Source organism: Tamilnaduibacter salinus, assembly GCF_003096655.1.
In the GTDB taxonomy this organism is placed as follows: Bacteria; Pseudomonadota; Gammaproteobacteria; order Pseudomonadales; family Oleiphilaceae; genus Tamilnaduibacter; species Tamilnaduibacter salinus.
The window spans coordinates 348,373-368,385 of record NZ_QEKQ01000002.1 but is presented as its reverse complement, the minus strand read 5'-3'; the positions used below and the strand labels follow the sequence as shown (position 1 = coordinate 368,385).

At 62.2% G+C, this 20,013-nt stretch carries 20 protein-coding genes; 19 read left to right on the top strand and 1 reads right to left on the bottom strand.

The window, feature by feature from the left end; all coding sequences use genetic code 11:
• Positions 1–131: 131 nt before the first annotated feature.
• From dnaX to C8D92_RS04185, 19 genes are all read left to right on the top strand, one after another.
• Positions 132–1,982, top strand: a complete 1,851-nt coding sequence (dnaX, locus tag C8D92_RS04275; RefSeq protein ID WP_116918507.1) for a DNA polymerase III subunit gamma/tau — start codon at positions 132–134, stop codon at positions 1,980–1,982.
• 63 nt (positions 1,983–2,045) lie between these two features.
• Entirely contained in the window at positions 2,046–2,369 is a 324-nt protein-coding gene (locus tag C8D92_RS04270) for a YbaB/EbfC family nucleoid-associated protein (RefSeq protein ID WP_095609886.1), read from the top strand.
• A 2-nt stretch (positions 2,370–2,371) separates the two neighbouring features.
• On the top strand, positions 2,372–2,974 hold the full coding sequence (recR, locus tag C8D92_RS04265; protein ID WP_116918506.1) for a recombination mediator RecR: 603 nt from the start codon (positions 2,372–2,374) through the stop codon (positions 2,972–2,974).
• A gap of 33 nt (positions 2,975–3,007) precedes the next feature.
• Entirely contained in the window at positions 3,008–4,135 is a 1,128-nt protein-coding gene (locus C8D92_RS04260) for a ribonuclease D (RefSeq protein WP_116918505.1), read from the top strand.
• Complete coding sequence (locus C8D92_RS04255; protein WP_116918504.1) at positions 4,132–4,416, top strand: YcgL domain-containing protein; 285 nt, start codon at positions 4,132–4,134, stop codon at positions 4,414–4,416. Before C8D92_RS04260 ends, C8D92_RS04255 begins: the two co-directional genes overlap by 4 nt.
• 4 nt (positions 4,417–4,420) lie before the next feature.
• The gene (locus tag C8D92_RS04250) at positions 4,421–4,867 is read left to right on the top strand and encodes a YcgN family cysteine cluster protein (RefSeq protein ID WP_095609882.1); all 447 of its coding nucleotides are present in this window, start codon (positions 4,421–4,423) and stop codon (positions 4,865–4,867) included.
• Positions 4,868–4,870: 3 nt separating this feature from the next.
• Positions 4,871–5,251 carry a hypothetical protein gene (locus tag C8D92_RS04245; RefSeq protein ID WP_116918503.1) on the top strand — a complete coding sequence of 127 codons (381 nt, stop codon included), beginning with the start codon at positions 4,871–4,873 and terminating at the stop codon, positions 5,249–5,251.
• Between the two features lie 40 nt (positions 5,252–5,291).
• The gene (locus tag C8D92_RS04240; RefSeq protein WP_116918502.1) at positions 5,292–7,994 is read left to right on the top strand and encodes a VWA domain-containing protein; all 2,703 of its coding nucleotides are present in this window, start codon (positions 5,292–5,294) and stop codon (positions 7,992–7,994) included.
• Between the two features lie 89 nt (positions 7,995–8,083).
• Positions 8,084–8,926 (top strand): AAA family ATPase, encoded by an 843-nt coding sequence (locus C8D92_RS04235; RefSeq protein WP_095609879.1) that lies wholly within the window; start codon positions 8,084–8,086, stop codon positions 8,924–8,926.
• A gap of 23 nt (positions 8,927–8,949) precedes the next feature.
• Entirely contained in the window at positions 8,950–10,128 is a 1,179-nt protein-coding gene (locus tag C8D92_RS04230; protein WP_116918501.1) for a vWA domain-containing protein, read from the top strand.
• 219 nt (positions 10,129–10,347) lie between these two features.
• A complete protein-coding gene (locus C8D92_RS04225; protein WP_116918500.1) occupies positions 10,348–10,854 on the top strand; it encodes an AraC family transcriptional regulator in 507 nt (168 codons plus the stop codon).
• A 5-nt stretch (positions 10,855–10,859) separates the two neighbouring features.
• Positions 10,860–12,674, top strand: coding sequence for a tetratricopeptide repeat protein (locus C8D92_RS04220; RefSeq protein WP_116918499.1), 1,815 nt, complete (start codon positions 10,860–10,862; stop codon positions 12,672–12,674).
• A complete protein-coding gene (locus C8D92_RS04215; RefSeq protein ID WP_116918498.1) occupies positions 12,671–15,457 on the top strand; it encodes a tetratricopeptide repeat protein in 2,787 nt (928 codons plus the stop codon). Before C8D92_RS04220 ends, C8D92_RS04215 begins: the two co-directional genes overlap by 4 nt.
• A complete protein-coding gene (locus tag C8D92_RS04210; RefSeq protein WP_116918497.1) occupies positions 15,447–16,055 on the top strand; it encodes a tetratricopeptide repeat protein in 609 nt (202 codons plus the stop codon). Before C8D92_RS04215 ends, C8D92_RS04210 begins: the two co-directional genes overlap by 11 nt.
• An 8-nt stretch (positions 16,056–16,063) precedes the next feature.
• The gene (locus tag C8D92_RS04205) at positions 16,064–16,432 is read left to right on the top strand and encodes a hypothetical protein (RefSeq protein WP_116918496.1); all 369 of its coding nucleotides are present in this window, start codon (positions 16,064–16,066) and stop codon (positions 16,430–16,432) included.
• Positions 16,433–16,507: 75 nt separating this feature from the next.
• Positions 16,508–17,149, top strand: a complete 642-nt coding sequence (locus tag C8D92_RS04200) for a MotA/TolQ/ExbB proton channel family protein (protein ID WP_095609872.1) — start codon at positions 16,508–16,510, stop codon at positions 17,147–17,149.
• A gap of 21 nt (positions 17,150–17,170) precedes the next feature.
• Positions 17,171–17,689: an ExbD/TolR family protein gene (locus C8D92_RS04195; protein ID WP_116918495.1), complete on the top strand. Its 519-nt coding sequence runs from the start codon at positions 17,171–17,173 to the stop codon at positions 17,687–17,689.
• Positions 17,686–18,189: an ExbD/TolR family protein gene (locus tag C8D92_RS04190; protein WP_095609870.1), complete on the top strand. Its 504-nt coding sequence runs from the start codon at positions 17,686–17,688 to the stop codon at positions 18,187–18,189. The genes C8D92_RS04195 and C8D92_RS04190 overlap by 4 nt, the downstream gene beginning before the upstream one ends.
• Positions 18,182–19,165 (top strand): AgmX/PglI C-terminal domain-containing protein, encoded by a 984-nt coding sequence (locus C8D92_RS04185; RefSeq protein ID WP_243402351.1) that lies wholly within the window; start codon positions 18,182–18,184, stop codon positions 19,163–19,165. The genes C8D92_RS04190 and C8D92_RS04185 overlap by 8 nt, the downstream gene beginning before the upstream one ends.
• 17 nt (positions 19,166–19,182) lie before the next feature.
• Here the strand turns inward: C8D92_RS04185 and C8D92_RS04180 are convergent, their stop codons facing one another.
• Positions 19,183–19,665: a MaoC/PaaZ C-terminal domain-containing protein gene (locus C8D92_RS04180; protein WP_207775111.1), complete on the bottom strand. Its 483-nt coding sequence runs from the start codon at positions 19,663–19,665 to the stop codon at positions 19,183–19,185.
• Positions 19,666–20,013: the final 348 nt, after the last annotated feature.

Below are 20,013 nucleotides of genomic sequence, written 5' to 3'. Positions count from 1 at the left end.
GTCTCTGAGCTTTTCCCCAGCTTCTTCTGAATCGGCCGCCGTGCTAAGGTTGTGTCAGCAAAACTGCCCCATCGGGTGGCGACGACGCGCCGGCAAATCAACCGACGACACGGGACATTAGACACCTCTCCATGAGCTATCAGGTACTGGCCCGGAAGTGGCGGCCGACGACATTTCAGGACATGGTCGGGCAGGAACATGTCCTCAAGGCGCTGATCCATGCGCTGGACCATGAACGCCTTCATCACGCCTATCTGTTTACCGGCACCCGAGGGGTGGGGAAAACCACCATTGGTCGTTTGCTGGCCCGATGCCTGAACTGTGAGCAGGGGATTTCCTCGAACCCGTGTGGCGAGTGCGACAGTTGCCTGGAGATCCGTGATGGCCGGTTCGTTGACCTCATTGAGATTGACGCCGCCTCACGAACCAAGGTTGAGGACATGCGTGAGCTGCTGGACAACGTCCAGTACGCGCCGACCCGCGGTCGTTACAAGATCTACCTGATCGACGAAGTGCACATGCTCTCGGGCCACAGCTTCAACGCACTCCTGAAGACGCTGGAAGAGCCACCGGAGCACGTTAAGTTCCTGCTGGCCACGACCGACCCGCAGAAGCTGCCGGTCACGATTCTGTCACGCTGCCTCCAGTTCAACCTCAAACGCATGACCCACGAGCACATTGTGGGCCACCTGAGTGAGGTGCTCGGGCAGGAAGGCATTGAGTTCGAGGAAGCCGCGCTCTGGAGTCTTGCCCGGGCGGCGGACGGCAGTATGCGCGATGCCCTCAGCCTGACTGACCAGGCCATCGCCTTTGGCAATGAGCGCCTGAATGCGGCCGATGTCAGCACCATGCTTGGCACGATTGACCAGCGTGACATCTGGACGCTGGTGTCCGCGCTCGCCTCGGGCGATGGCGCGGGGATGCTCGGCGAAATTGACCGGATTGCGGCATTCTCGCCGGATTATGCGGCAATTCTCGCGGACATGCTGTCGGTCTTCCATCGCGTCACGCTTGAGCAGGTGGTCCCGGGGAGCACTGATAACGCCATGGGCGACGCCGACGCCGTGCGGGATCTGGCGTCAAGACTCAGCGGGGAAGACGCCCAGCTGTTTTACCAGGCGGCGTTGATTGGACGTCAGGATCTCAGCGTGACGCCCGACGCCCGAATGGGCTTCGAGATGGCCCTGTTACGCATGCTGGCGTTCCGCCCGGGGAGTGAGCGCCGGGAGCCACCGGCCGGCGGTTCCGGCCAGTCAGAGGGAGGCAGCAAAGACCCGGAAGCCGACGAACCCGCGCCAGCCGCCGTCTCACAAGCCGCGGAACCGGCTCCACAATCGGAACCGGTCCCACAATCGGAACGGGAACCGGAGCCAGAACCAGCACCACCGCCGCCCCTTGAGGCAGCGGACGATGCGGTTTCCGGCGCCATGGAGGAGCCGGCGGTTGCGCCACCGATGCCCCCGGAGGAAGTGCCTCAGGTGGCACCGGAGCCCGAGACCATTGTCGACTCCCGTCCTGATCCCGCTCCCGCCGGGGCGGTTGAGGACGATGCGTCCCCTTCGCCGGATTCCGCAGAGCCGGTGCAAGAGTCGGAGAGCTTCTACTGGCCCCGGGATTTTTACGCCATGGGCCTGAAAGGAATGGCCGGCAGTCTGGCAAGCGAGGGGGCGCTGGCGCTGTCCGATCATGAGGCCACGCTGACCCTGTCCGGCGGTCATGTTGGCCTGCTGACTGATCGTCACCGGGATCGGATTCGCGACGCATTGTCGGACTACACCGGCAAGACCATTGCGTTGACGGTGCAGGAGGGCGAGCCCGGCGAGGACACGCCGGCGCGTTACAATGCAGCGCAGAAGGCCGCTCGTCAGGAAGCGGCGGAAGCCGCCATTTCGTCCGACCCTCACGTGCAGCGGATTGTCGAGCGTTTCGACGGGCGTATCATTGATGGCAGCACGGTGCCGCTGGAGCGACAGAGCACTTGAATCTTGCGCGGTCTGCCCTGAGAGCAGAGAGTGGCAAGCGACGACACAGATCGAGGTGATTCCATGATGAATGGTATGGGCGACCTGATGAAACAGGCCCAGGAAATGCAGGAAAAGTTCAAGAAAGCCCAGGAAGAGCTGGCGAAAGCGGAGGTGACGGGGGAGTCCGGCGCCGGGCTGGTCAAGGTCACAATGAATGGCCGTCACGACGTGCGCAACGTGGATATCGATCCCTCCCTGATGACCGAAGATCGGGAAGTCCTTGAGGACCTTCTGGCAGCGGCGGTCAACGACGCGGTCCGCCGGGTTGAGGAGAACCAGAAGGAGCACATGTCCGGCATGGCCTCGGGCATGGGGATGCCGCCCGGCTTCAAGATGCCGTTCTGACGATGGCTTTCAGTCCCCTCGTTGACGAACTGGTGGAGTCCCTTCGGTGCCTGCCTGGTGTCGGCCAGAAAACGGCCCAGCGCATGGCGTTTCACCTGCTGGAACGTGGCCGCCAGGGCGGCGAGCGCCTGGCGGGGGCGTTGGAACAGGCGATGTCGGGTGTGCGTCGGTGCGACTCCTGCCAGAACTTTGCCGATACGGAGCTGTGCCCGATCTGTCAGGATGACTCCCGCCGTAACGGCACGCTCTGCATTGTGGAAAGTCCGTCCGATTTGCTGGCGCTCGAGCAGGCCGGCGACTATCAGGGCGGTTACTTCGTCCTGATGGGGCATCTGTCGCCGATTGATGGAATCGGGCCCGAGGAAATCGGCGTTGAGCGCCTGCTCCGACGTGTTCAGGACGAGAACGTCACCGAGATTATCCTGGCAACGAATCCAACGGTTGAAGGGGACGCGACCGCCCACTATATTGCCGACCGACTGGCAGACCGTCCGGTTCTGGTTACCCGCCTTGCCCACGGCATTCCGGTGGGTGGCGAGCTGGGCTATGTCGACGGGTTTACACTCGGACACGCATTCCGGGGCCGTAAACCGCTGGCGGACTGACCCACCGTTTCACTTCCGGACCTTTTTCTGTTTATGACTCATCAATCCGAATCCGCATCCGGTCTGTGGCTTGAAACGCCCGACGACCTTGATGCCTGGTTGGCCGGGCATACCGGCCCGTTGGCACTGGACACCGAGTTCGAGCGTGTCAGCACGTTTTTCCCGATCCCGGGCCTCGTTCAGCTGGGCGTGGGCGAGGATCTCCGCCTGGTGGAGCCTTCGGTGGCCGAGCAATCCAAGGGGTTCCGGGCTGCCCTGGTCGACGCCGATCGTGCCAAGCTCCTGTATGCCATGAGTGAAGATCTCGACCTGTTTCGCCACTGGCTGGAACTGGAACCGGTTGGGTTCCTCGATCTTCAGATTGGTGCCGCGCTGGCCGGGCTTGGCTTTTCCGCCGGTTATGCCCGAATGGTTGAACAGGTGTTTGATGTTTCGCTCGATAAGAGTGCGACCCGTTCCGACTGGCTGGCCCGACCGCTTTCCGAGGCGCAGCTTCACTACGCCCTTGACGACATCCGCTTTCTTGAACCCCTCTATCGCCATGTAGAGACCATTCTGGAGGAACGCGCGCTGAGTCATGCCTGGCGGGAGGAGTGTCAGCGTGTTTCCGACGAACTGCGGGCACAGGCGGAGCCGACGCAGTATTACCGGCGCATCCGGGGTGGCTGGCAGCTGTCGGCGGAGCAGCAGAACATTCTCCGGGAGCTGGCTATCTGGCGGGAAGGGGAGTGCCGTCTCCGGGACCGGCCGCGGAACCGGATACTGCCGGACAAGGTCTTGATCGAGATTGCCGGGCAGGAGCCAAAGAACCGTCAGGCACTGAGTCGGATTGACGGTATCCCGCCGGTGGTGGTGCGTCGTTATGGTGAGACGATCCTTGGCCTGGTGGCCAACGCCGGTCGGACGCCTCTGGCCGCGCCGCCGATTGCCGGTCCGCTGGACCGGCAGGATCAGCAACGATTCAAGCAGCTCAAGAACGTCATTCGCCATGAGGCGGATTCACGGGACATCCCGATCGAACTGGTGGCGCCGAGGCGCCATCTTGAGGCCTGCCTGAATGGACACGATGGCGGGTCATTACCGTCTTTCCTGACTCAGGGCTGGCGCGGTGAGCTGCTGGCGCCCTGCACCAACGACATTCGCGATATCATTGAATCATGAGCGACTATCAGTTTATCTCCGTGTACCGAAGTACCCGCAAGGCCGACACCTATGTTTTCGTCCGGCGTGGCCAGGCCTGGGATGAGCTGCCCGGGGAATTCCGGCATCTTTTCGGCCAGCCGGTTCACGCCATGGATCTGTTGCTGAAGCCCGAGCGCCAGCTTGCGCGGGTGACCGGACGTGACGTTCTGGATGCCATCGCGGACAAGGACTTCTACCTGCAGCTGCCGGAAGAGCATGAGAACTTCGTTCCGGAGTTCGGGCGCCAGTTGGGGGACTGACACCATGGCCGCCACCATTCCTTTCTGGCAGCGCAAACGGCTGACGGAGATGACACCGAAGGAGTGGGAGTCGTTGTGCGATGGCTGTGGCAAGTGCTGCCTGACCAAGCTGGAGGATGAGGATACCGGCGAGGTCTGGTATACCGACCTGGCCTGTCAGTATATGGACGGCGATTCGTGTCAGTGCACCGTCTACGGTGAACGGCAGCACAAAGAACCGGACTGTATTGTACTGAGCCCGGAAAACCTGCAGGATTTTCACTGGCTTCCGTCCACCTGCGCCTATCGGTTGCTTTCAGAGGGGCGGCCACTGCCGGACTGGCACCCGTTGATAACGGGCGATCCGTCGAGCGTCCACGAGGCACAGATCTCGATGCGCCAGCGCACGGTGCCTAACAGCCAGGTGGCCGAGGACGACTGGGAAGAACACATCATTCACTGGGTAATCTAGGTTATGACACCGGAATCCGAACTGGCATATGGCGTTTTCTGGACCCTGTATGTCGCCGGCTTTGCACTTTTTTTCTGGGTATTCAGCCGGGCCATCCGGTCACTGCCACTGTATGGGATGCGCTCGTTGCTGAAAGCGGCCCTGATTGCTGCATTGTTGACGCCGGTCGCCTCGACTGAGGCGGCGAACTGGTGGATACCGGCCTGGTTGCATGGTGGCTACGAGGTGATTCAGGGGCACGCTGAGGAAGCCGCTCGGGCGTTCTCTAACCTGACTCTGGCAGGCGGGAGCATGTTCATCGTCTGGCTGCTGGATCTGGTCTGGTACCGTTGGCGCCATCCAACCAGGGGTGACCGGGCCATCTTCTCCCGTCAGAGTTCCTAACCGTTTTTCCATTTGCTGTCACCCGGGTAGTCGAGATCACATGACACAACAAAACGAAAAAAACCGCGTCGTCTGCGTTCTGATGGTTGTCGCTCTATTGGCCTGCCCAATGCGGGCGGTGGCCCAGGAAGTTGATGGCAGCACCCCCTCATTGCCGCCGGACGCTGATGTTCGGGCCGTGGTCGATATCTCGGGGAGCATGAAAGAGACGGACCCCAACAATCTGCGGCAGCCTGCCGTCAGGATGCTCGCACGTATGCTGCCGGAAGGGTCCCGGGGCGGTGTCTGGACCTTCGGGAAGTACGTCAATATGCTCGTGCCGTCCGGTCAGGTGACGCCAGAGTGGCGTGAACAGGCCATTGCGCGTTCGGAGCAGATCAATTCCGTCGCGCTGCGCACCAACATTGGGGAAGCGCTGGAGGTGGCCAGCGACGATTTCTACGGTGACCGTCGGTTCGAGAACACCCACTTCATCCTGCTGACCGACGGCAAGGTGGACATCGCCGATGATCCGGACGCGAACGCGAGCGAACGGGAACGTATTCTCAAGGATGTCGTCGCGCGCATTCGCGAACGGGGCGCTGATATCCATACCATCGCGCTGTCGCAGAACAGCGACCGGGCCCTGATGGAGCAATTGGCCGTCCGGACGGGCGGCAGCTTTACGGTGGCGGAAGACTCCGAAGCCCTGAACCGGCTCTTCGCCGAAACGCTGAATACGACCGCACCCCAGACCGAAGTGCCGATTGAGGGCAATGAGTTTCAGGTGGACGACGGTGTGAGTGAGTTCACGGCGCTGATCTTTCATGACACCAGCAGCGGCCTGAAAATGCGCCGACCCGATGGCATGGTGCTCGACCAGGCCGTTGCTTCCGATCAGGTCAATTGGGCCGTTGAAGGCCCCTACGACCTGATCACCATCCAGGACCCGATGCCTGGTCGTTGGCAGATCGAGGGCGATCTGTCTGAAGACAGCCGCGTTACCGTCGTCAGCGATCTGAAGATGGCGGTATCGGACCTGCCAGCGTTCTTTTACAAGGGGCAGGATGTGGTGGTGGAAACCGCCTTCTACGAGGAGGGGCAGCCGATCACCGATCCGGATTTCCTGAGTGTCATCGACCTGTCTCTGCGGCTGACAACGGAGGATGGCCGTTCTGGCGAAAAAAACCTGTCCGGGGAAACGCCCCCCCGGAACGGTGTTTACACGGACACCCTTTCCACTCTCAGTCAGCCCGGCACATACACGCTGACGCTTCTGGCTGACGGCAAAACGTTCTCCCGGAAGGCGGAACGGAAAATCACACTCCGACCACCGGTTTCGATTGAAATGGCCGGTAAAGGCTCAGGCGATCAGACGCGTTACCGGCTGTCCGTCTCACCGGAACACCCTGATCTCGATACGGCGGCTACGGAGGTTCAGGTCGCGGTAAAGGCCCTTGAGAGCGAAAAGCCGGCCGTTCGCACCATTGCGTATGATAAGGCGACCGGCAGCTGGTCAACAGCCATTGAGTCGGGTCAGAGTGACGGCGATTACCAGGTGGCGGTCCGTGTGGTGGGCGAAACAGCCGGGGGCTCGACAATCGACTACACATCGGCGCCCCTTGTGGCCAGCTTCCCGCGCACGGACGACAATGGCGCCGGGTATGCCACGCCGAAGCCCGCAAAGGATGACAAACAGGCGCCATTACCGGGTGATCTCTCTGAGAAAGCGATTGATCCGCCCGTACCGGACGACGAACCGGAGAGCAGTCCCGAAAAAGCTGAATCGGAACCGGCGCCTGCGTCCGATCCGTCGACGGACAACGCGTCCGACCCGGTGGAGTCGGCGGCCACGGAGGCAGACGCCTCTGAGTCGCCGGAACCATCTGATGAGCCGGAGAACGAGACGTCGACGCCGTCGGAGGATGACCCATTGATGCCCTTCTGGGGTTGGGTCGCGGCGGGCGTTGCAGGGGCGCTTATCGTTGTCGGCGGTGCTGTCATGGTGGCGCGTCGGCGAAAGCACTCAGATGAGGATGGCTCGACGAATGACGAGGAGCCGCCGGTTATCAGTGACACTCCGGAGACGGAAGAAGACGAATCGCTGAGCGAAGAGCCGGATCCCGAACCGGAGCCGGAGCCGGAGCCCGAGCAGCCACCAGAGGCTGACGAACCGGAGCCCGCCAGCGAGGCCACGGAACCGGAAGCGGGCGCTGGCGAGACACCGGCTGACGAGCCTGATTCCGGCACTGACGGGGTGCCAGAAGAGGCGTCTGAAGAGGAGGCGTCTGCGGAGGAACCGCCAACGGTGTCCGAGGAAGTTGAAGACTCAGGCGAGTTTGACGACAGCACCGACGCGCCGGCGGCCGATGAGCCAGCAGAGCAGGCCGGGGTGGCTGAGTCTGACGAGCCGGAGCCGCCGGTCGCCAGCGAAACGGTCGGGGAGAGCGAGCAACCGGCAGCCGACCCGGAGCGGCAGGCGGATGCGCCGACTGCTGAAGCGGACGTGACGGCCGGGGACGTTGACGAACTGGACCGTATGCTGAGGGACAATGAGGAAGACGATACCCTCCTGGACACGGACGAAGAGGGCAACGTCGAGGAGTTCGGTCTGGAGGACTTCGACCTGTCGGATATTGATGATCTGCCAGATCTGGATGATGACGAGTCAAAATCTGCCTCAGACGAGACCCAGCCCGGGCAATCCAAGACGTGGGATGAATCGAATGACGGAGAGGAGCCACCGCCTTCCCGTAATAACTGACAGGCGTCCGCGATCAGAGCGGACGTCGGGATACCACGGGACATCGCCGTTCCAGAAGAATTCACGACAGCAACACAGGACTGATAACGATGAAATTCACCGGCACCGAGAAGTACGTTGCCACCGACGACCTGCAGATGGCCGTGAATGCGGCGATCGGCATTCAACGCCCGCTCCTGATCAAAGGCGAGCCGGGTACCGGCAAGACCATGCTGGCCGAAGAAATCGCTCAGGGCCTTGGCACCCGCCTGATCACCTGGCACATCAAGTCCACCACAAAGGCGCAGCAGGGGCTTTACGAATACGACGCGGTGTCGCGTCTGCGGGACTCGCAGCTGGGTGACGACCGGGTTCACGATATTGGTAACTACATCGTGAAAGGCAAACTCTGGGAGGCGTTTGAGGCCGACGAGCAGGTGGTGCTGCTGATCGATGAGATCGACAAGGCGGACATCGAGTTCCCGAACGATCTGTTGCAGGAACTCGACCGCATGTCGTTCTATGTGTATGAAACCCAGCAGGAAGTGAAGGCAAAGCAACGGCCGATCGTTGTCATCACCAGTAACAACGAGAAAGAACTGCCCGACGCGTTCCTGCGCCGTTGTTTCTTCCACTACATTGCCTTCCCGGAGCATGAGACGATGAAGGAAATCGTTGATGTGCATTTCCCGGGCGTTCAGCAGGAGCTGGTGCGCAATGCGCTGGAGATTTTCTTTGACGTTCGCAAGATTCCGGGTCTCAAGAAGAAGCCCTCCACCTCCGAGCTGATTGACTGGCTCAAGTTGCTGATGGCCGATGAACTGTCCGCCAAGGCCCTGCAGGAGGGTGATACCAGCTCGGCACTGCCGCCGCTTTACGGGGCTCTGGTCAAGAACGAACAGGACGTGCATCTGCTTCAGAAACTGGCGTTCATGGCCCGTCGCCGTGCGTGACACGGCCTCTGGCAGGAGGACCCATGCTGATTGATTTTTTCATGGAGGTGCGCCGGGCACGGGTTCCGGCCAGCCTTCGCGAATACCTCGATCTGGTTGATGCCCTGCGGCAACAGCTGGTCTTCGCGGACATGGAAGCGTTCTACTACCTGGCGCGTCTGTGCCTGGTCAAGGACGAGCGCCACTATGACAAGTTCGACATGGCCTTCAGCAGCTACTTCAAGGGCATTGAAGACCTGGATGAACTGCTGGACCAGCTCATTCCGGATGATTGGCTGCGCAAGGAATTCGAAAAACAGCTCTCCGAGGAAGAAAAAGCCCAGATCGAATCCCTCGGCGGGCTTGAAGAACTGATTGAAACCTTCAAAAAGCGCATGGAAGAGCAGAACGAGCGTCACGAAGGTGGAAACAAGTGGATCGGCACCGGAGGCACGTCTCCGTTTGGTGCCTATGGGTACAACCCCGAGGGCTACCGGATCGGTCAGGACGGCGGCCGCCACGGCCGGGCGATCAAGGTCTGGGAGAAGCGGACGTTCCGGGACCTGGACGACAGCGTCACCCTCGGTATCCGTAACATCAAGGTGGCCATGCGTCGGCTGCGCCAGTTTGCCCGCGAGGGCGCGGCGGAAAAGCTGGACATGGACGACACCATCCGCTCGACGGCTCGAAATGCCGGCTATCTCGATCTGAAGATGGTGCCAGAGCGCCACAACGCAGTGAAAGTGCTGCTCTTTTTCGATGTCGGCGGCTCCATGGACCCGCACATCCAGGTCTGCGAAGAGCTTTTCTCTGCCGCCAAGCTCGAGTTCAAGCACATGGAGTATTTCTACTTCCACAACTTCATCTATGAAAGCGTGTGGAAAGACAATCTCCGGCGCTGGAACGAGACCACCAGCACCTGGGATATCCTTCACAAGTACACCCCGGATTACAAAGTCATCTTCGTCGGGGATGCCAGTATGGCACCCTACGAGGTGTCCCATCCGGGCGGTGCCATAGAGCACTGGAACAAGGAAGCCGGTGCGACCTGGTTCCAGCGGCTGAAGGATCACTTCAACAAAGTGGTCTGGCTCAACCCGCTTCCCGAGGCGTATTGGAGTCATGGTGGCTCCATGGGCATGATCCGTCAGCTCGCCGAGGAGGAGATGTACCCTCTGACCATCGAGGGGCTTGAGTCGGCCATGAAGTACCTCAGCAAGTAGAAGAAACCCGGTCAACGGACCGCACCGGCGCGGATTTCGTCACATTTTCACAATCCCGGTGACGGAATCCGCGTTTGGTGAAATGGATAGCGTTTCTGGGAAAAGCGCGGTGTTACGCTTGCTTGCATCCTGTAACACCGTGTTGCCGCCCATCGTCGTGCTTGCGGTTGCCCTTTACCGCACCGCGGCGCTGGCCCGGCAGAAGGAGAAACGCCATCCATGCGCCTGCCTCTTTTCGTCGCTGCACTGTCGCTCCTGGTCCTGACCTCATCACTGCGTGCGGAGTCACTGGATCAGCAAATTGCGGACCTCAAAGGCGATGTGGCCGCCCTCAACCAGACACTGTTCGAGCTGGAAGAAGATATTCTCCATCCGGCCAACACCCAGGTTGCCGTTTATCTGTCGGTGGATGCCGGCGAAGGCTTCAGTCTTGATTCGGTCGAGCTACAGATCGACGGTCGCCAAGCAGTTTCCCATCTCTATACGGAGCGTGAACGTCAGGCCCTGGCACGCGGTGGCGTGCAGCGCCTTTACCTGGGCAATTTGCCAGCGGGCGAGCACACGCTCAGCGCGGTACTGAACGGACAGGGCGACGACAGCCACTACTTCCGGAAGAAATCCGAATTCCGGATCAGCAAAGGGAGTGACCAGGCTCAGTACCAGCTGGTAGTGGATGCGGATCAGCCCGGCCGCGAGCCGACATTTGAGCTGCAGGAGTGGCAGTAGACACCATGGTCGCTCGGCACGTTGGAAGCTGGCTCGGGCTCTGTCTGGTGTTGTGGTTGCCGCTGGCCGGCAAAGCAGTGGCCAGTGTCCCCGAGGCGCTGCGTGATCCGCTCGCGCTCTGGTGGCTGGACACAGGCGAACCGGCGCGCGCCTTGCGCTGGGCTTCTTCGACGCCCGAAGGCGAGACGATTGTTGCCCGCGCTCAGGCGGCCATCGGGCGGCAAGCGGAAGCCCGACACACCCTCATGAACAGGCTGCGCCACCGCGCGTTGCCAGAGACCGGGCGGCAGGCGCTCGTCGATTCCCTGGGCGGCATGCCCGCCGTGGAGCAGACATCCGTTCTTGAAACACTGGCCAAAGGCACTGGTGTTTCCGCTGAGGAAGCGACTTATCGGCTGGCGATCCGGGATATGGCCGATGAAGCCTTTGATCGGGCGGGCCGCCGTCTGGCCAGGATGCCCGACGGCTATTGGGCGGCTCTGGGATACCTCAACCTCGGGATTGCCTATGGACGGGTTGACCGAGCGCCGTCGAGAAGTCTTATCGCGCTCCGCGTCGCCCTGTCGATGCTGAATGGTGCCGAGGGAACGTCGGGAGCGGCCGACCTGCGCCAGCGCACCCTGATGACCGCAGGATTGATGGCACTGCGGTCGGATCAGCCGGAAAAGGCAGCGGGGTTTCTCGAACAGGTATCGCTCCGGGACTACCGCAGCCCACAGGCTCTGTGGCTCCATGGACTGACTCACGCGCGCCGGGACAATCAACGCGCCGCCATGCAGTCATGGCACCGGGCGAGGAAGTTCCCATTGGCCTTCCCGGGCGCTGCCGAAGCCATGCTGGGGATGGGTCGGGCGTATGACGCCAGCGGTTACCCGGGGCAGGCGGGTGAGGCCTACCTCAAGGCCATCTCGGCGTTTCGCGGCGAGCAGGTCACGCTGGAGGAACTGATTGGTGAAGTGCGCTCGGATGGCGCCTACAACGCCCTCGTCGGTACGGTCGGAGGCGAGGACGTTGAGTGGTTTCTGGAGGATACCAAGGGGCTGGCGCGCCCCAGGCTTGCCTACCTGCTGCGCTACCTGGAGTCCGGTGAGCATCAGCAGCGCGTGCGTCGGGTGCGGGAAGGGCGACGCATCCGGCAGTCCCTGGAGAGGCGGAAGGAGACACTTCAGACGTTCAGAACCATGTTGGAGGACCGTCTGGAGCAGGTCCTTCAGAGGCAGGGATCGGATCGCATGACGCGGATCCGAAAACGGATTGAAACGCTCAGTCGGCGTGTTCAAGAGGCCCGTCAGACACTCGAGGACGCCGTTGCCAATGGACGCAGTCGGGTGGTGGTCAGTGGGGCGCTGGCGCGGAAGCTGGCAACCGTGGAGCGCATGAAATCGGCCGGGGATCTCCCCGAGCAGGCGACCCGGCGTATCAGACGGCTTGAGGGCGTTCTTGAGTGGCGGGCACAGGAGCAATTTGAACTGTCCAGCCGGGCGCTTGAAAAAGCGCTTTCCAGTGTTGAGCAATCGCTCGCGGCGGCCCGGGACAGTGAGGCTGCGTTCACACGACGTCTTGATCGCGCTCCCGCCCGGTTCGAGGCGTTGCTGAAGCGGGTGAATGAGGCAGCCGCTCGGGTGGACCATCTGCTCGGACAAGCCGATGAGCTTGTCGAGCGCGCCGAGTCGGCGCTGGATTCGGACCTGATCGCGTTTCTTGGCGACCAGACGGTGCGCATGGCCGAGACGCTGGACGCGTCCGAACAGCAGATCGCCCGGATCTATGAGGACCTGGCGATCCGCAATCACCAACAGAACAGCGGGGAGGCCGAATGATCGCACGCTGGCCTCTCCGGTATTGTCTGGCCGTCTGTCTGGCTCTGCCGATGGCGGTGACGGCCCAGAGTTTCGAACTGACGCTCAATGAAGACGGCAAGACCATCGCCGATATGCGTCCCGTTTTTCTCCGAATGGAGCCTCAGCCCCTGCCGGACATTTCCCTCAAGGAAGTCATTCGCCGTTACCGGGCGTTGTTCGCAGAGGCCGACGATCCGGAGGTCCGGATTGACGCGTTACACCGTCTCAACAATCTGTACTCGCTGTCCGGTCAGGACCTGTCATTGCCGGTGGAGCAGGAAGTGGCTCTCTACCGAGAGGCGCTCGACAGTTACGAGTCAATTGCCAGCTCGGGCGTGTATCACGGTCGTCTCGATGAGCTGCTTTACCAGACCGCCAAAGCGCATGCCTTTGTCGGTCGGGACTCGGAGTCCATCGACCGTCTGGAGCAGCTTGTCGGCCTTTACCCTGACTCCGGGCTGGCTCCGGAAGCGCGTTTCCGAATCGCCGAGTCGGCCTTCTCCGAGGGGGAATACCAGAGAGCCCTCCGCGGGTACCAGCGGGTCCTGGCGGGGGATGCCCGTCAGGAACTGGTTGATAAGTCCCGGTACATGGTGGGGTGGAGTCAGTTCAAGCTCGGGCAATCCGAATCGGCCGGCGTTGCGTTCCTGCGCGTACTCGATGACTGGTATGCCCGTTCGGACGGCTTCGAGTCCCTGAAGGGGGGCGCCGCCAACCTGGTGGAGGATTCCTTCCGGATTCTGGCGATTATGGCCTCCCGGCGGGAGGGCGTTGCCAGTCTGGAACAATGGATGGCGACGACGGGTGATCGGCACTGGGACGTCCTGTTGTATGACCGCCTGGCGGATTTCCACCTGTCCCGGGAGCGCTACAGCGACAGCGCCAGAGTCACCCGGGCATTCATCGAAAAGAAACCGGATCACTCGCGGACGCCGGCAATGTACCGTCAGCTGGTGCGCATCTGGGAGAGTGGCCGTTTCCCGGAGGAAGCCCGACAGGCACGACAGGACTATGCGGAGGCGTTTATGCCGTCTTCCGCCTACCGTTCACTACCAGCCGATGAGCAATCGCAGTGGCGTCGCGTCACCAGGAATGTCGCGGACCGTCTCTATGCCAGCGCTGGCACGGGTTCGGAAGTGCAGGCCGGGAGATTCCGGCAGTCCGCCCGATTCTATGACCGTCTGGCGGACCGGGCACCGGAGGATTCCGGTGAGTGGCGGCGTCTGGCGGGCGACGCCTGGTATCAGGGTGGCGCTTTGGCGCTGGCGGTCACGGCTTACGACAAGGCGGCGTACCGCCATCCGGGCTACCGCGAGGCGGCCGATGCGGCCTGGGCTGGCCTGAAGACGCGTCGCGAGAAGCTGATAGCCGGGCAGGGCATTGCCGAGGTGGCCGAGGCGGACCAACTGATGTCCGCCGCCCGGCGGTTTACGCGCCGGTTCCCGGAGGACACGAGGGGCCCGGATTTTCAGGCCGACCTTTCACAGCGGCTCGTGGCGGCCGGATTTCCCGATCGCGCCCTGACGACAGCGACCCAGGTCACCGGAAACGGGACGGCCTCGATTGCGGCACGCCGCTCAGCCCACCTGGTCATGGCTGAGCATCATTTTGCCGACGAGGATTGGAAGACGGCAGCCACGCATTACGACAACGCCCTGGCACTGGCTGGGCAGGCGTCCGAAAAGACCAATACCACGACCATCCAGGACCGGCTGGCCACCAGCCTGCACCGGCAGGCGCAGGCCGAGCGCAAGAGCGGTCAGCCGGGGGCTGCGGTGGCGCTGTTCGAACGGGCCGCCGATGTGGCGGCCTCCGGGATGCTGACTGTCACGGCGCGGCACGATGCGGCCGCCGCGATGCTGGCCGCCCAACAGTGGGAGCAGGCCATTGGCGCACTGGAGCGGTTCACCCGCCGCCACGAGACCCACGAACTGGCCGGATCGGCGCGTGAAAAGCTGGTCTACGCCTATCGTCAGTCCGGCCAGCCCATCGAAGCCGCGAACATAATGCTGGCGGGGGCGGCAGAATCCGACCATCCCTGGAAGGAACGCCTTGCGGCCGCCCGGTTGTTGGAGAAGGGTGGCGAGGTGAACCGGGCACTGGTCATTTATGGCGATTACCTCGAGGCAACGCCGACCGCCCGGACCGCCGAGCAGCACGTGGAGCGGCAGACGCTGCGGCATCGGTTGCTAACCGCTGATGACTCGGGCTCGAGTCCGTATCGGGCAGCGCTGCTCGAACGGGAGCTGGCCAGCGACTGGCATAGCCAGGAAACGCTGGCATGGGCGTCGCAGGCCGCTTTGTTCATGGCCGATGAGGCGGCAACCACTATGGCGTCCATCACGCTGGAGCCGCCACTCCAGGCGTCGCTTGAAGGCAAACGGGCGGCGTTGGAGACGGCGTTGAAGCGGTTTCGCCAGGCGGGACGACTCGGCGATGCCACGGTGCAGTCCCGAGCGCTTTACGGCCGGGCGGAGCTCTACCGGACGCTGGCGGCGGACATCATGGCCTCGCCGGTCCCCGCGGAGCTGAACGATCTGGAACAGTCCCAGTATCGCATTCTGCTGGAGGAACAGGCCTATCCGTTTGAGGAGAAGGCGATCGCGCTGCACGAGCGCAATCATGGACGACTGGCGAACGGTGTTCACGATGATTGGATTGAACGAAGCATTGAGGCTCTGGCGACCCTGTTCCCCGCTCGCTATCAGCGGGACGTGCGCTGGATGAGCTGGCAACCGGCAGGAGAGGACGATGCGTCGTGATGGTTGGGTGGTCTGGTTGGTGCTCATACCGATACTGCTGTCGGGATGCGCAGCGACCGGGGGTGGCGGCTCTGGCACCGCCAGCAAAACGGAGGCGTCTCAGGCACGCCCGAGCACGGAACCGCTGACAGAGACACAGGCCGCGTTGGAACGTCAGGCCCGGGAAGCCGTGAGTCAAAATGCCTATGACGTCGCCCTGGCGCACCTGAAGCAACTCCATGCCGAACGGCCTGATGCCGCATCGGTGATCGCGAGGATGGGCTGGGTGCGACAGCAACAGAGCCGGCGGGAGAGAGCAATCGCGCTCTACCGGGATGCTGTGACCATCGACCCGGGCCAACGTCTGGCACTGAATAACCTGGCCCTGCTGGAGCGCCAGCGGGGCCGGTTCGAGGAGGCTCGGCGCTGGCTCGAGCAGGGGCTTCGCTGGCACCCCGGTTCGGCGCGGCTTCACTACAACCTGGCGGTGCTTCTGGAACTGCACCTGCTGGAGCTTGAGCAGGCGCTGTCCCACTACAGACGTTATCAGACCTTGCGCTCGGGTGAGGACGCCACTGTGTCGGGCTGGATCGCCGATCTTGAACGGCGCATCAACTAGGAGCAGGCATGCAATTCTTTGAATTCCATCGCGGACGGGCCGGGCGAAGGCTGGCATTCTTGGTTCTGTTTGGAACGATCGTACCGTTCGGCGTTCAGGCATCGGATGGACAGAGTGGCACCGGGAAGGCGCCGGTTGCGGAACGGGGGAGCGATGCGCGCAAGGCGCTGCGGGTGGAGGGGATTGCCATCCGGGCGGCTGACGAGTCCCCACGGGTGCTGCATATCCTGCCGTGGCAGCCACCGACCATCCGCCGGAACGAGCGTGAGCCCCTGTCGCCCCGGGCAGGGAATCTGCTTGAGACGGTCGATCCGGAGGCGTTCCGGCGCCACCGGTCCTTTCGTCGCACGCTCGATTCCGGACAACTGTCCAAATAACAACGACCCAAATAACAACAACGAGCCCGTCCTGTGACGGGAATTCAGGCACATTCAGACGTCGGAGCACTGGTTATGCTGGAAACCGTCTTACGCTTTTTTCAGAACGGCGGACCGTTCATGTACCCGATTGCGGTCGTGTTGCTGATTGGTCTTGCGATCGCCCTAGAACGGTTTCTGTACCTCGGCCAGGTCCGGCGCGCGAACCGCCGGGCGTTTGAGCGGGGCATTCTGCCGCTGATGCAGAAGCGGGACTGGCAGCGTGCAATGACGGCGGCCAACAATTCCAACAGCGCTATTGCCTCGGTTGTTGGTGCCGGCATCGGCCGGCTGCTTGGCGATCACCGCCGTGAAGAGATCGAATACGCCATGGAAGAGGGCCTGATGGAAGTGTTGCCCCGGCTTGAGAAGCGCACTCAGTATCTGGCCACGCTCGCCAATATCGCCACACTGTTGGGGTTGTTGGGGACGATCATTGGCCTGATCGCCGCATTCACGGCGGTTGCCAATGCGGACCCCGCCGAAAAGGCGACCATGCTCTCTGAGAGCATTTCCGTGGCGATGAACACCACCGCGTTTGGCCTGATGTCCGCCATCCCGCTACTGCTTTTCCATGCCCTGTTGCAGACCCGGACGAACGAGATTGTCGACAGTTTCGAGATGGCGGGCGTCAAACTGCTCAACATCATTTCCGAGAACAATCCGCAGAACGCCTGACGGACAGTCTGGACGACGCCTATGAGACGCCGACATCGCCGGCTCCAGGGGAACCCGGACCTGGACATCACCGCGTTCCTCAACCTGATGATCATTCTTGTGCCTGTTCTGCTTCTGGGCATGGTGTTCACCCAGGTGCGGATGATTGAGCTGGACTTCCCCGGGATGCCGGCCGGGGAAGCACCCGAACCGGAGGCCTTTCAGCTCGAAGTGGTCCTGACGCCCTCTGGTATGGAAGTGGCCGACAGTGAACGGGGGTTGATCCGGGCCTTTCCGAATGTCGACGGTCAGGACTTTGATGGGGTTCAGTCTCTGTTGGCTCAGATCAAGCAGCGAATGCCGGAGAAACGCGATCTGATACTGCGCGTCGCACCCTCGGTGGATTATCAGACGCTGGTGACAACCATGGATCACGTGCGCTCACGGCCGGCTGTGGTCGTCGCCAGCAAGGTCGAGGCGGAACTGTTTCCCGACGTTTCGCTGGCGGACGCCCCGGAGGGGTATGAGGTGCAACTGGCGGAGCAGGGAGGTCAGCCATGAAGCGGTCCCGACGCGCCCGCCGAATCGAGCGCCACTACAATCGCATGCACCGGGCCGGTGGCCTGAATCTTGTGTCCCTGATGGACATTTTCACCATCCTGGTGTTCTTCCTGATGGTGAACTCCTCGGACGTGAAGGTCATGCAACAGGCTGCGGATGTGGCGCTGCCGGTCTCTGAATCCCGCGAGTCACCAGAGCAGACGCTGGTGGTGGAAGTGGTCGGCGATACCATCCTGATTCAGGGGCGCTCTGTTGCCCGCCTGGATGCCGATTCGTCGGCCGGTGACCGGATTGACGGTCTGTACCAGGCACTCTCTGATCGCCGTGGCCCCAAGGGGAACATTCCCGAGGCAGGGCTGGCGGTGACCGTCATGGCGGACCGCGGCACCGAGTACCGCCGCCTTCGCCGGATCATGCAGACCTGTGTGGACGCCGAGTACCGTCAGGTCCGGCTGGCGGTTCAGGCCCGCCAGGACAGTGGGGAGGCTGCCCGTGGCTGATCCGGTCGCGCGTCCGTCGTCTATGGATACCGCGTGGGCGACCCGGCTCCCCTGGCAGCCGGAGCCCGGCGAATCCCGGCGCCTCTATGTCTGCCTGACCGTTCTGTTTCTGTTGTTCCTGCCAGCGGCGCTCTGGATCCCCCGGCTGGAGTTACCGGACCCCCGTCCCGCCCGTGTTGACACACCGGACCCCCAACAGGCGCGACTGCTGGAATCGACGCCCGAGCCCGAACCCAAACCGGAGCCCGAACCGGAACCGGAGCCCAAACCCACCGAAAAACCGGAACCGGCAGAGCCAACCGTCGTGGAGCGACCCCAGACACCCCCGGAGCCGGCGGAGGATTCATCCACGGAGCAGACGGTTTCGCAAGCCCGAGAACGTGCTTCCCAATCCGGGCTTCTCGCCATGCAGGATCAGTTGTCGGCCATGCAGGAACTGGAATCGCCAGAGGACTCGGGGAGTGAGCACTTAAAGGCGAACGTCGACACGGCCGACGCGTCCGCAGAAAGCCCGGGTGAGCCCGGGGATGTGACGCAGGGCAGCGATGGTGTCGACGACGGGGCCGCCGCTCAGGAGACAGTGGCTCTGGCCGAGCACCAGACCAGGACGGTGGAGGCACCGGACGAGCCATCGGCCACAGCGTCCGCGCCCGCGCCAGACGCAGAGCCGTCGGTCAGTGGACCGGGACAGCGGCCCATGAACGACATCCGACGCACGTTTGATCGTCGGAAGTCCGTCTTGTACGCGCTCTACAACCGGCAGCTTCGTCGGGACCCCTCGCTTTCCGGCGAGGTGATGCTGGAGGTGGTGATCAAACCGAACGGACAGGTTTCCGACTGCCGAATTGTCCGTTCGGAGCTGGATAGCCCGACCCTGGAGCAGAAAATCGTCAACCGGGTCAGGCTGTTCAACTTCGGAAAGGCGGATGTTGAGGAACGCACGGTTCGCTTCTCCTATGAGTTCCTGCCCTCATGAGGGTAAGAGAAAGACTCCTAGCCCGCATCGTTCTCGATGGTAATCTCGGGGAGACGGGGGGCGTCTACGCTCTGTTTCTCCGAGGGCGCGAGAACGGTCGCGTTGCCCTGTGTCACCGCCTCACCGTTCTGATTGGTCACGACGCATTCAATGATGACCCGGTTTTTGGGTTTCTTCTCGGCAACCGTTAGCGTCACTGTGAGCGTGTCATTCAATCGGACCGGCTGGCGGAAGGACAGGTCCTGGCCGAGGTAAATGGTGCCGGGACCGGGGAGAACGGTCGCCAATGCCGCCGAGATCAACGAGCCACTCCACATCCCGTGGGCAATCCGTTCACCGAAGAGGCTGTTCGCGGCAAACTCACTGTCGAGGTGCACTGGATTCACGTCACCTGACACGGCGGCGAACAGCAACAGCTCCCGCTCGGTCAGGGTCCGGCTGAAGGTGGCACTGTCACCGACCGACAGTTCGTTGTAGGTGATGTTTTCGAGTTGTTCCATGTTCGTCTCCCTCATATCGCAACCGGACCAGTATGGTTGGCACTCCCGGCGCCGGGCAAGCATGGCCGGTTGCCCCTCCTACCTCTGTATGACGAAAACTGGTATTCTTGCGCCGTTTAACCAGGCGCTGACGCCGACACCTCGTCAAACGGGCTGACGGTGCCAGTGCTTGTTTCAGGAGTCTGGGCGGTGGAAATCGTGCCAGGCAAGATCGTCCGGCGGCGAGATTATTCTGACGGTCATTTGAGGCGCATGGTGGTTCTGTGTAACGACAATGAGCGCTCAAAAGTGGCCGCAGTGGGGTGGTCGAAGCGGTGCGACCGTCTACCTCGCAGGCTCCTGAGGTTA

Excerpts from the sequence above, each read along its gene's own strand:
- C8D92_RS04210 (WP_116918497.1), top strand. The coding sequence starts at position 15,447 with ATGCGTCGTGATGGTTGGGTGGTCTGGTTGGTGCTCATACCGATACTG.
- recR (WP_116918506.1), top strand. The coding sequence starts at position 2,372 with ATGGCTTTCAGTCCCCTCGTTGACGAACTGGTGGAGTCCCTTCGGTGC.
- C8D92_RS04225 (WP_116918500.1), top strand. The coding sequence starts at position 10,348 with ATGCGCCTGCCTCTTTTCGTCGCTGCACTGTCGCTCCTGGTCCTGACC.
- C8D92_RS04260 (WP_116918505.1), top strand. The coding sequence starts at position 3,008 with ATGACTCATCAATCCGAATCCGCATCCGGTCTGTGGCTTGAAACGCCC.
- C8D92_RS04255 (WP_116918504.1), top strand. The coding sequence starts at position 4,132 with ATGAGCGACTATCAGTTTATCTCCGTGTACCGAAGTACCCGCAAGGCC.
- C8D92_RS04180 (WP_207775111.1), bottom strand. The coding sequence starts at position 19,665 with ATGGAACAACTCGAAAACATCACCTACAACGAACTGTCGGTCGGTGAC.
- C8D92_RS04200 (WP_095609872.1), top strand. The coding sequence starts at position 16,508 with ATGCTGGAAACCGTCTTACGCTTTTTTCAGAACGGCGGACCGTTCATG.
- C8D92_RS04235 (WP_095609879.1), top strand. The coding sequence starts at position 8,084 with ATGAAATTCACCGGCACCGAGAAGTACGTTGCCACCGACGACCTGCAG.
- C8D92_RS04220 (WP_116918499.1), top strand. The coding sequence starts at position 10,860 with ATGGTCGCTCGGCACGTTGGAAGCTGGCTCGGGCTCTGTCTGGTGTTG.
- C8D92_RS04230 (WP_116918501.1), top strand. The coding sequence starts at position 8,950 with ATGCTGATTGATTTTTTCATGGAGGTGCGCCGGGCACGGGTTCCGGCC.
- C8D92_RS04205 (WP_116918496.1), top strand. The coding sequence starts at position 16,064 with ATGCAATTCTTTGAATTCCATCGCGGACGGGCCGGGCGAAGGCTGGCA.
- C8D92_RS04195 (WP_116918495.1), top strand. The coding sequence starts at position 17,171 with ATGAGACGCCGACATCGCCGGCTCCAGGGGAACCCGGACCTGGACATC.
- C8D92_RS04250 (WP_095609882.1), top strand. The coding sequence starts at position 4,421 with ATGGCCGCCACCATTCCTTTCTGGCAGCGCAAACGGCTGACGGAGATG.
- C8D92_RS04245 (WP_116918503.1), top strand. The coding sequence starts at position 4,871 with ATGACACCGGAATCCGAACTGGCATATGGCGTTTTCTGGACCCTGTAT.
- C8D92_RS04215 (WP_116918498.1), top strand. The coding sequence starts at position 12,671 with ATGATCGCACGCTGGCCTCTCCGGTATTGTCTGGCCGTCTGTCTGGCT.
- C8D92_RS04240 (WP_116918502.1), top strand. The coding sequence starts at position 5,292 with ATGACACAACAAAACGAAAAAAACCGCGTCGTCTGCGTTCTGATGGTT.
- dnaX (WP_116918507.1), top strand. The coding sequence starts at position 132 with ATGAGCTATCAGGTACTGGCCCGGAAGTGGCGGCCGACGACATTTCAG.
- C8D92_RS04270 (WP_095609886.1), top strand. The coding sequence starts at position 2,046 with ATGATGAATGGTATGGGCGACCTGATGAAACAGGCCCAGGAAATGCAG.
- C8D92_RS04190 (WP_095609870.1), top strand. The coding sequence starts at position 17,686 with ATGAAGCGGTCCCGACGCGCCCGCCGAATCGAGCGCCACTACAATCGC.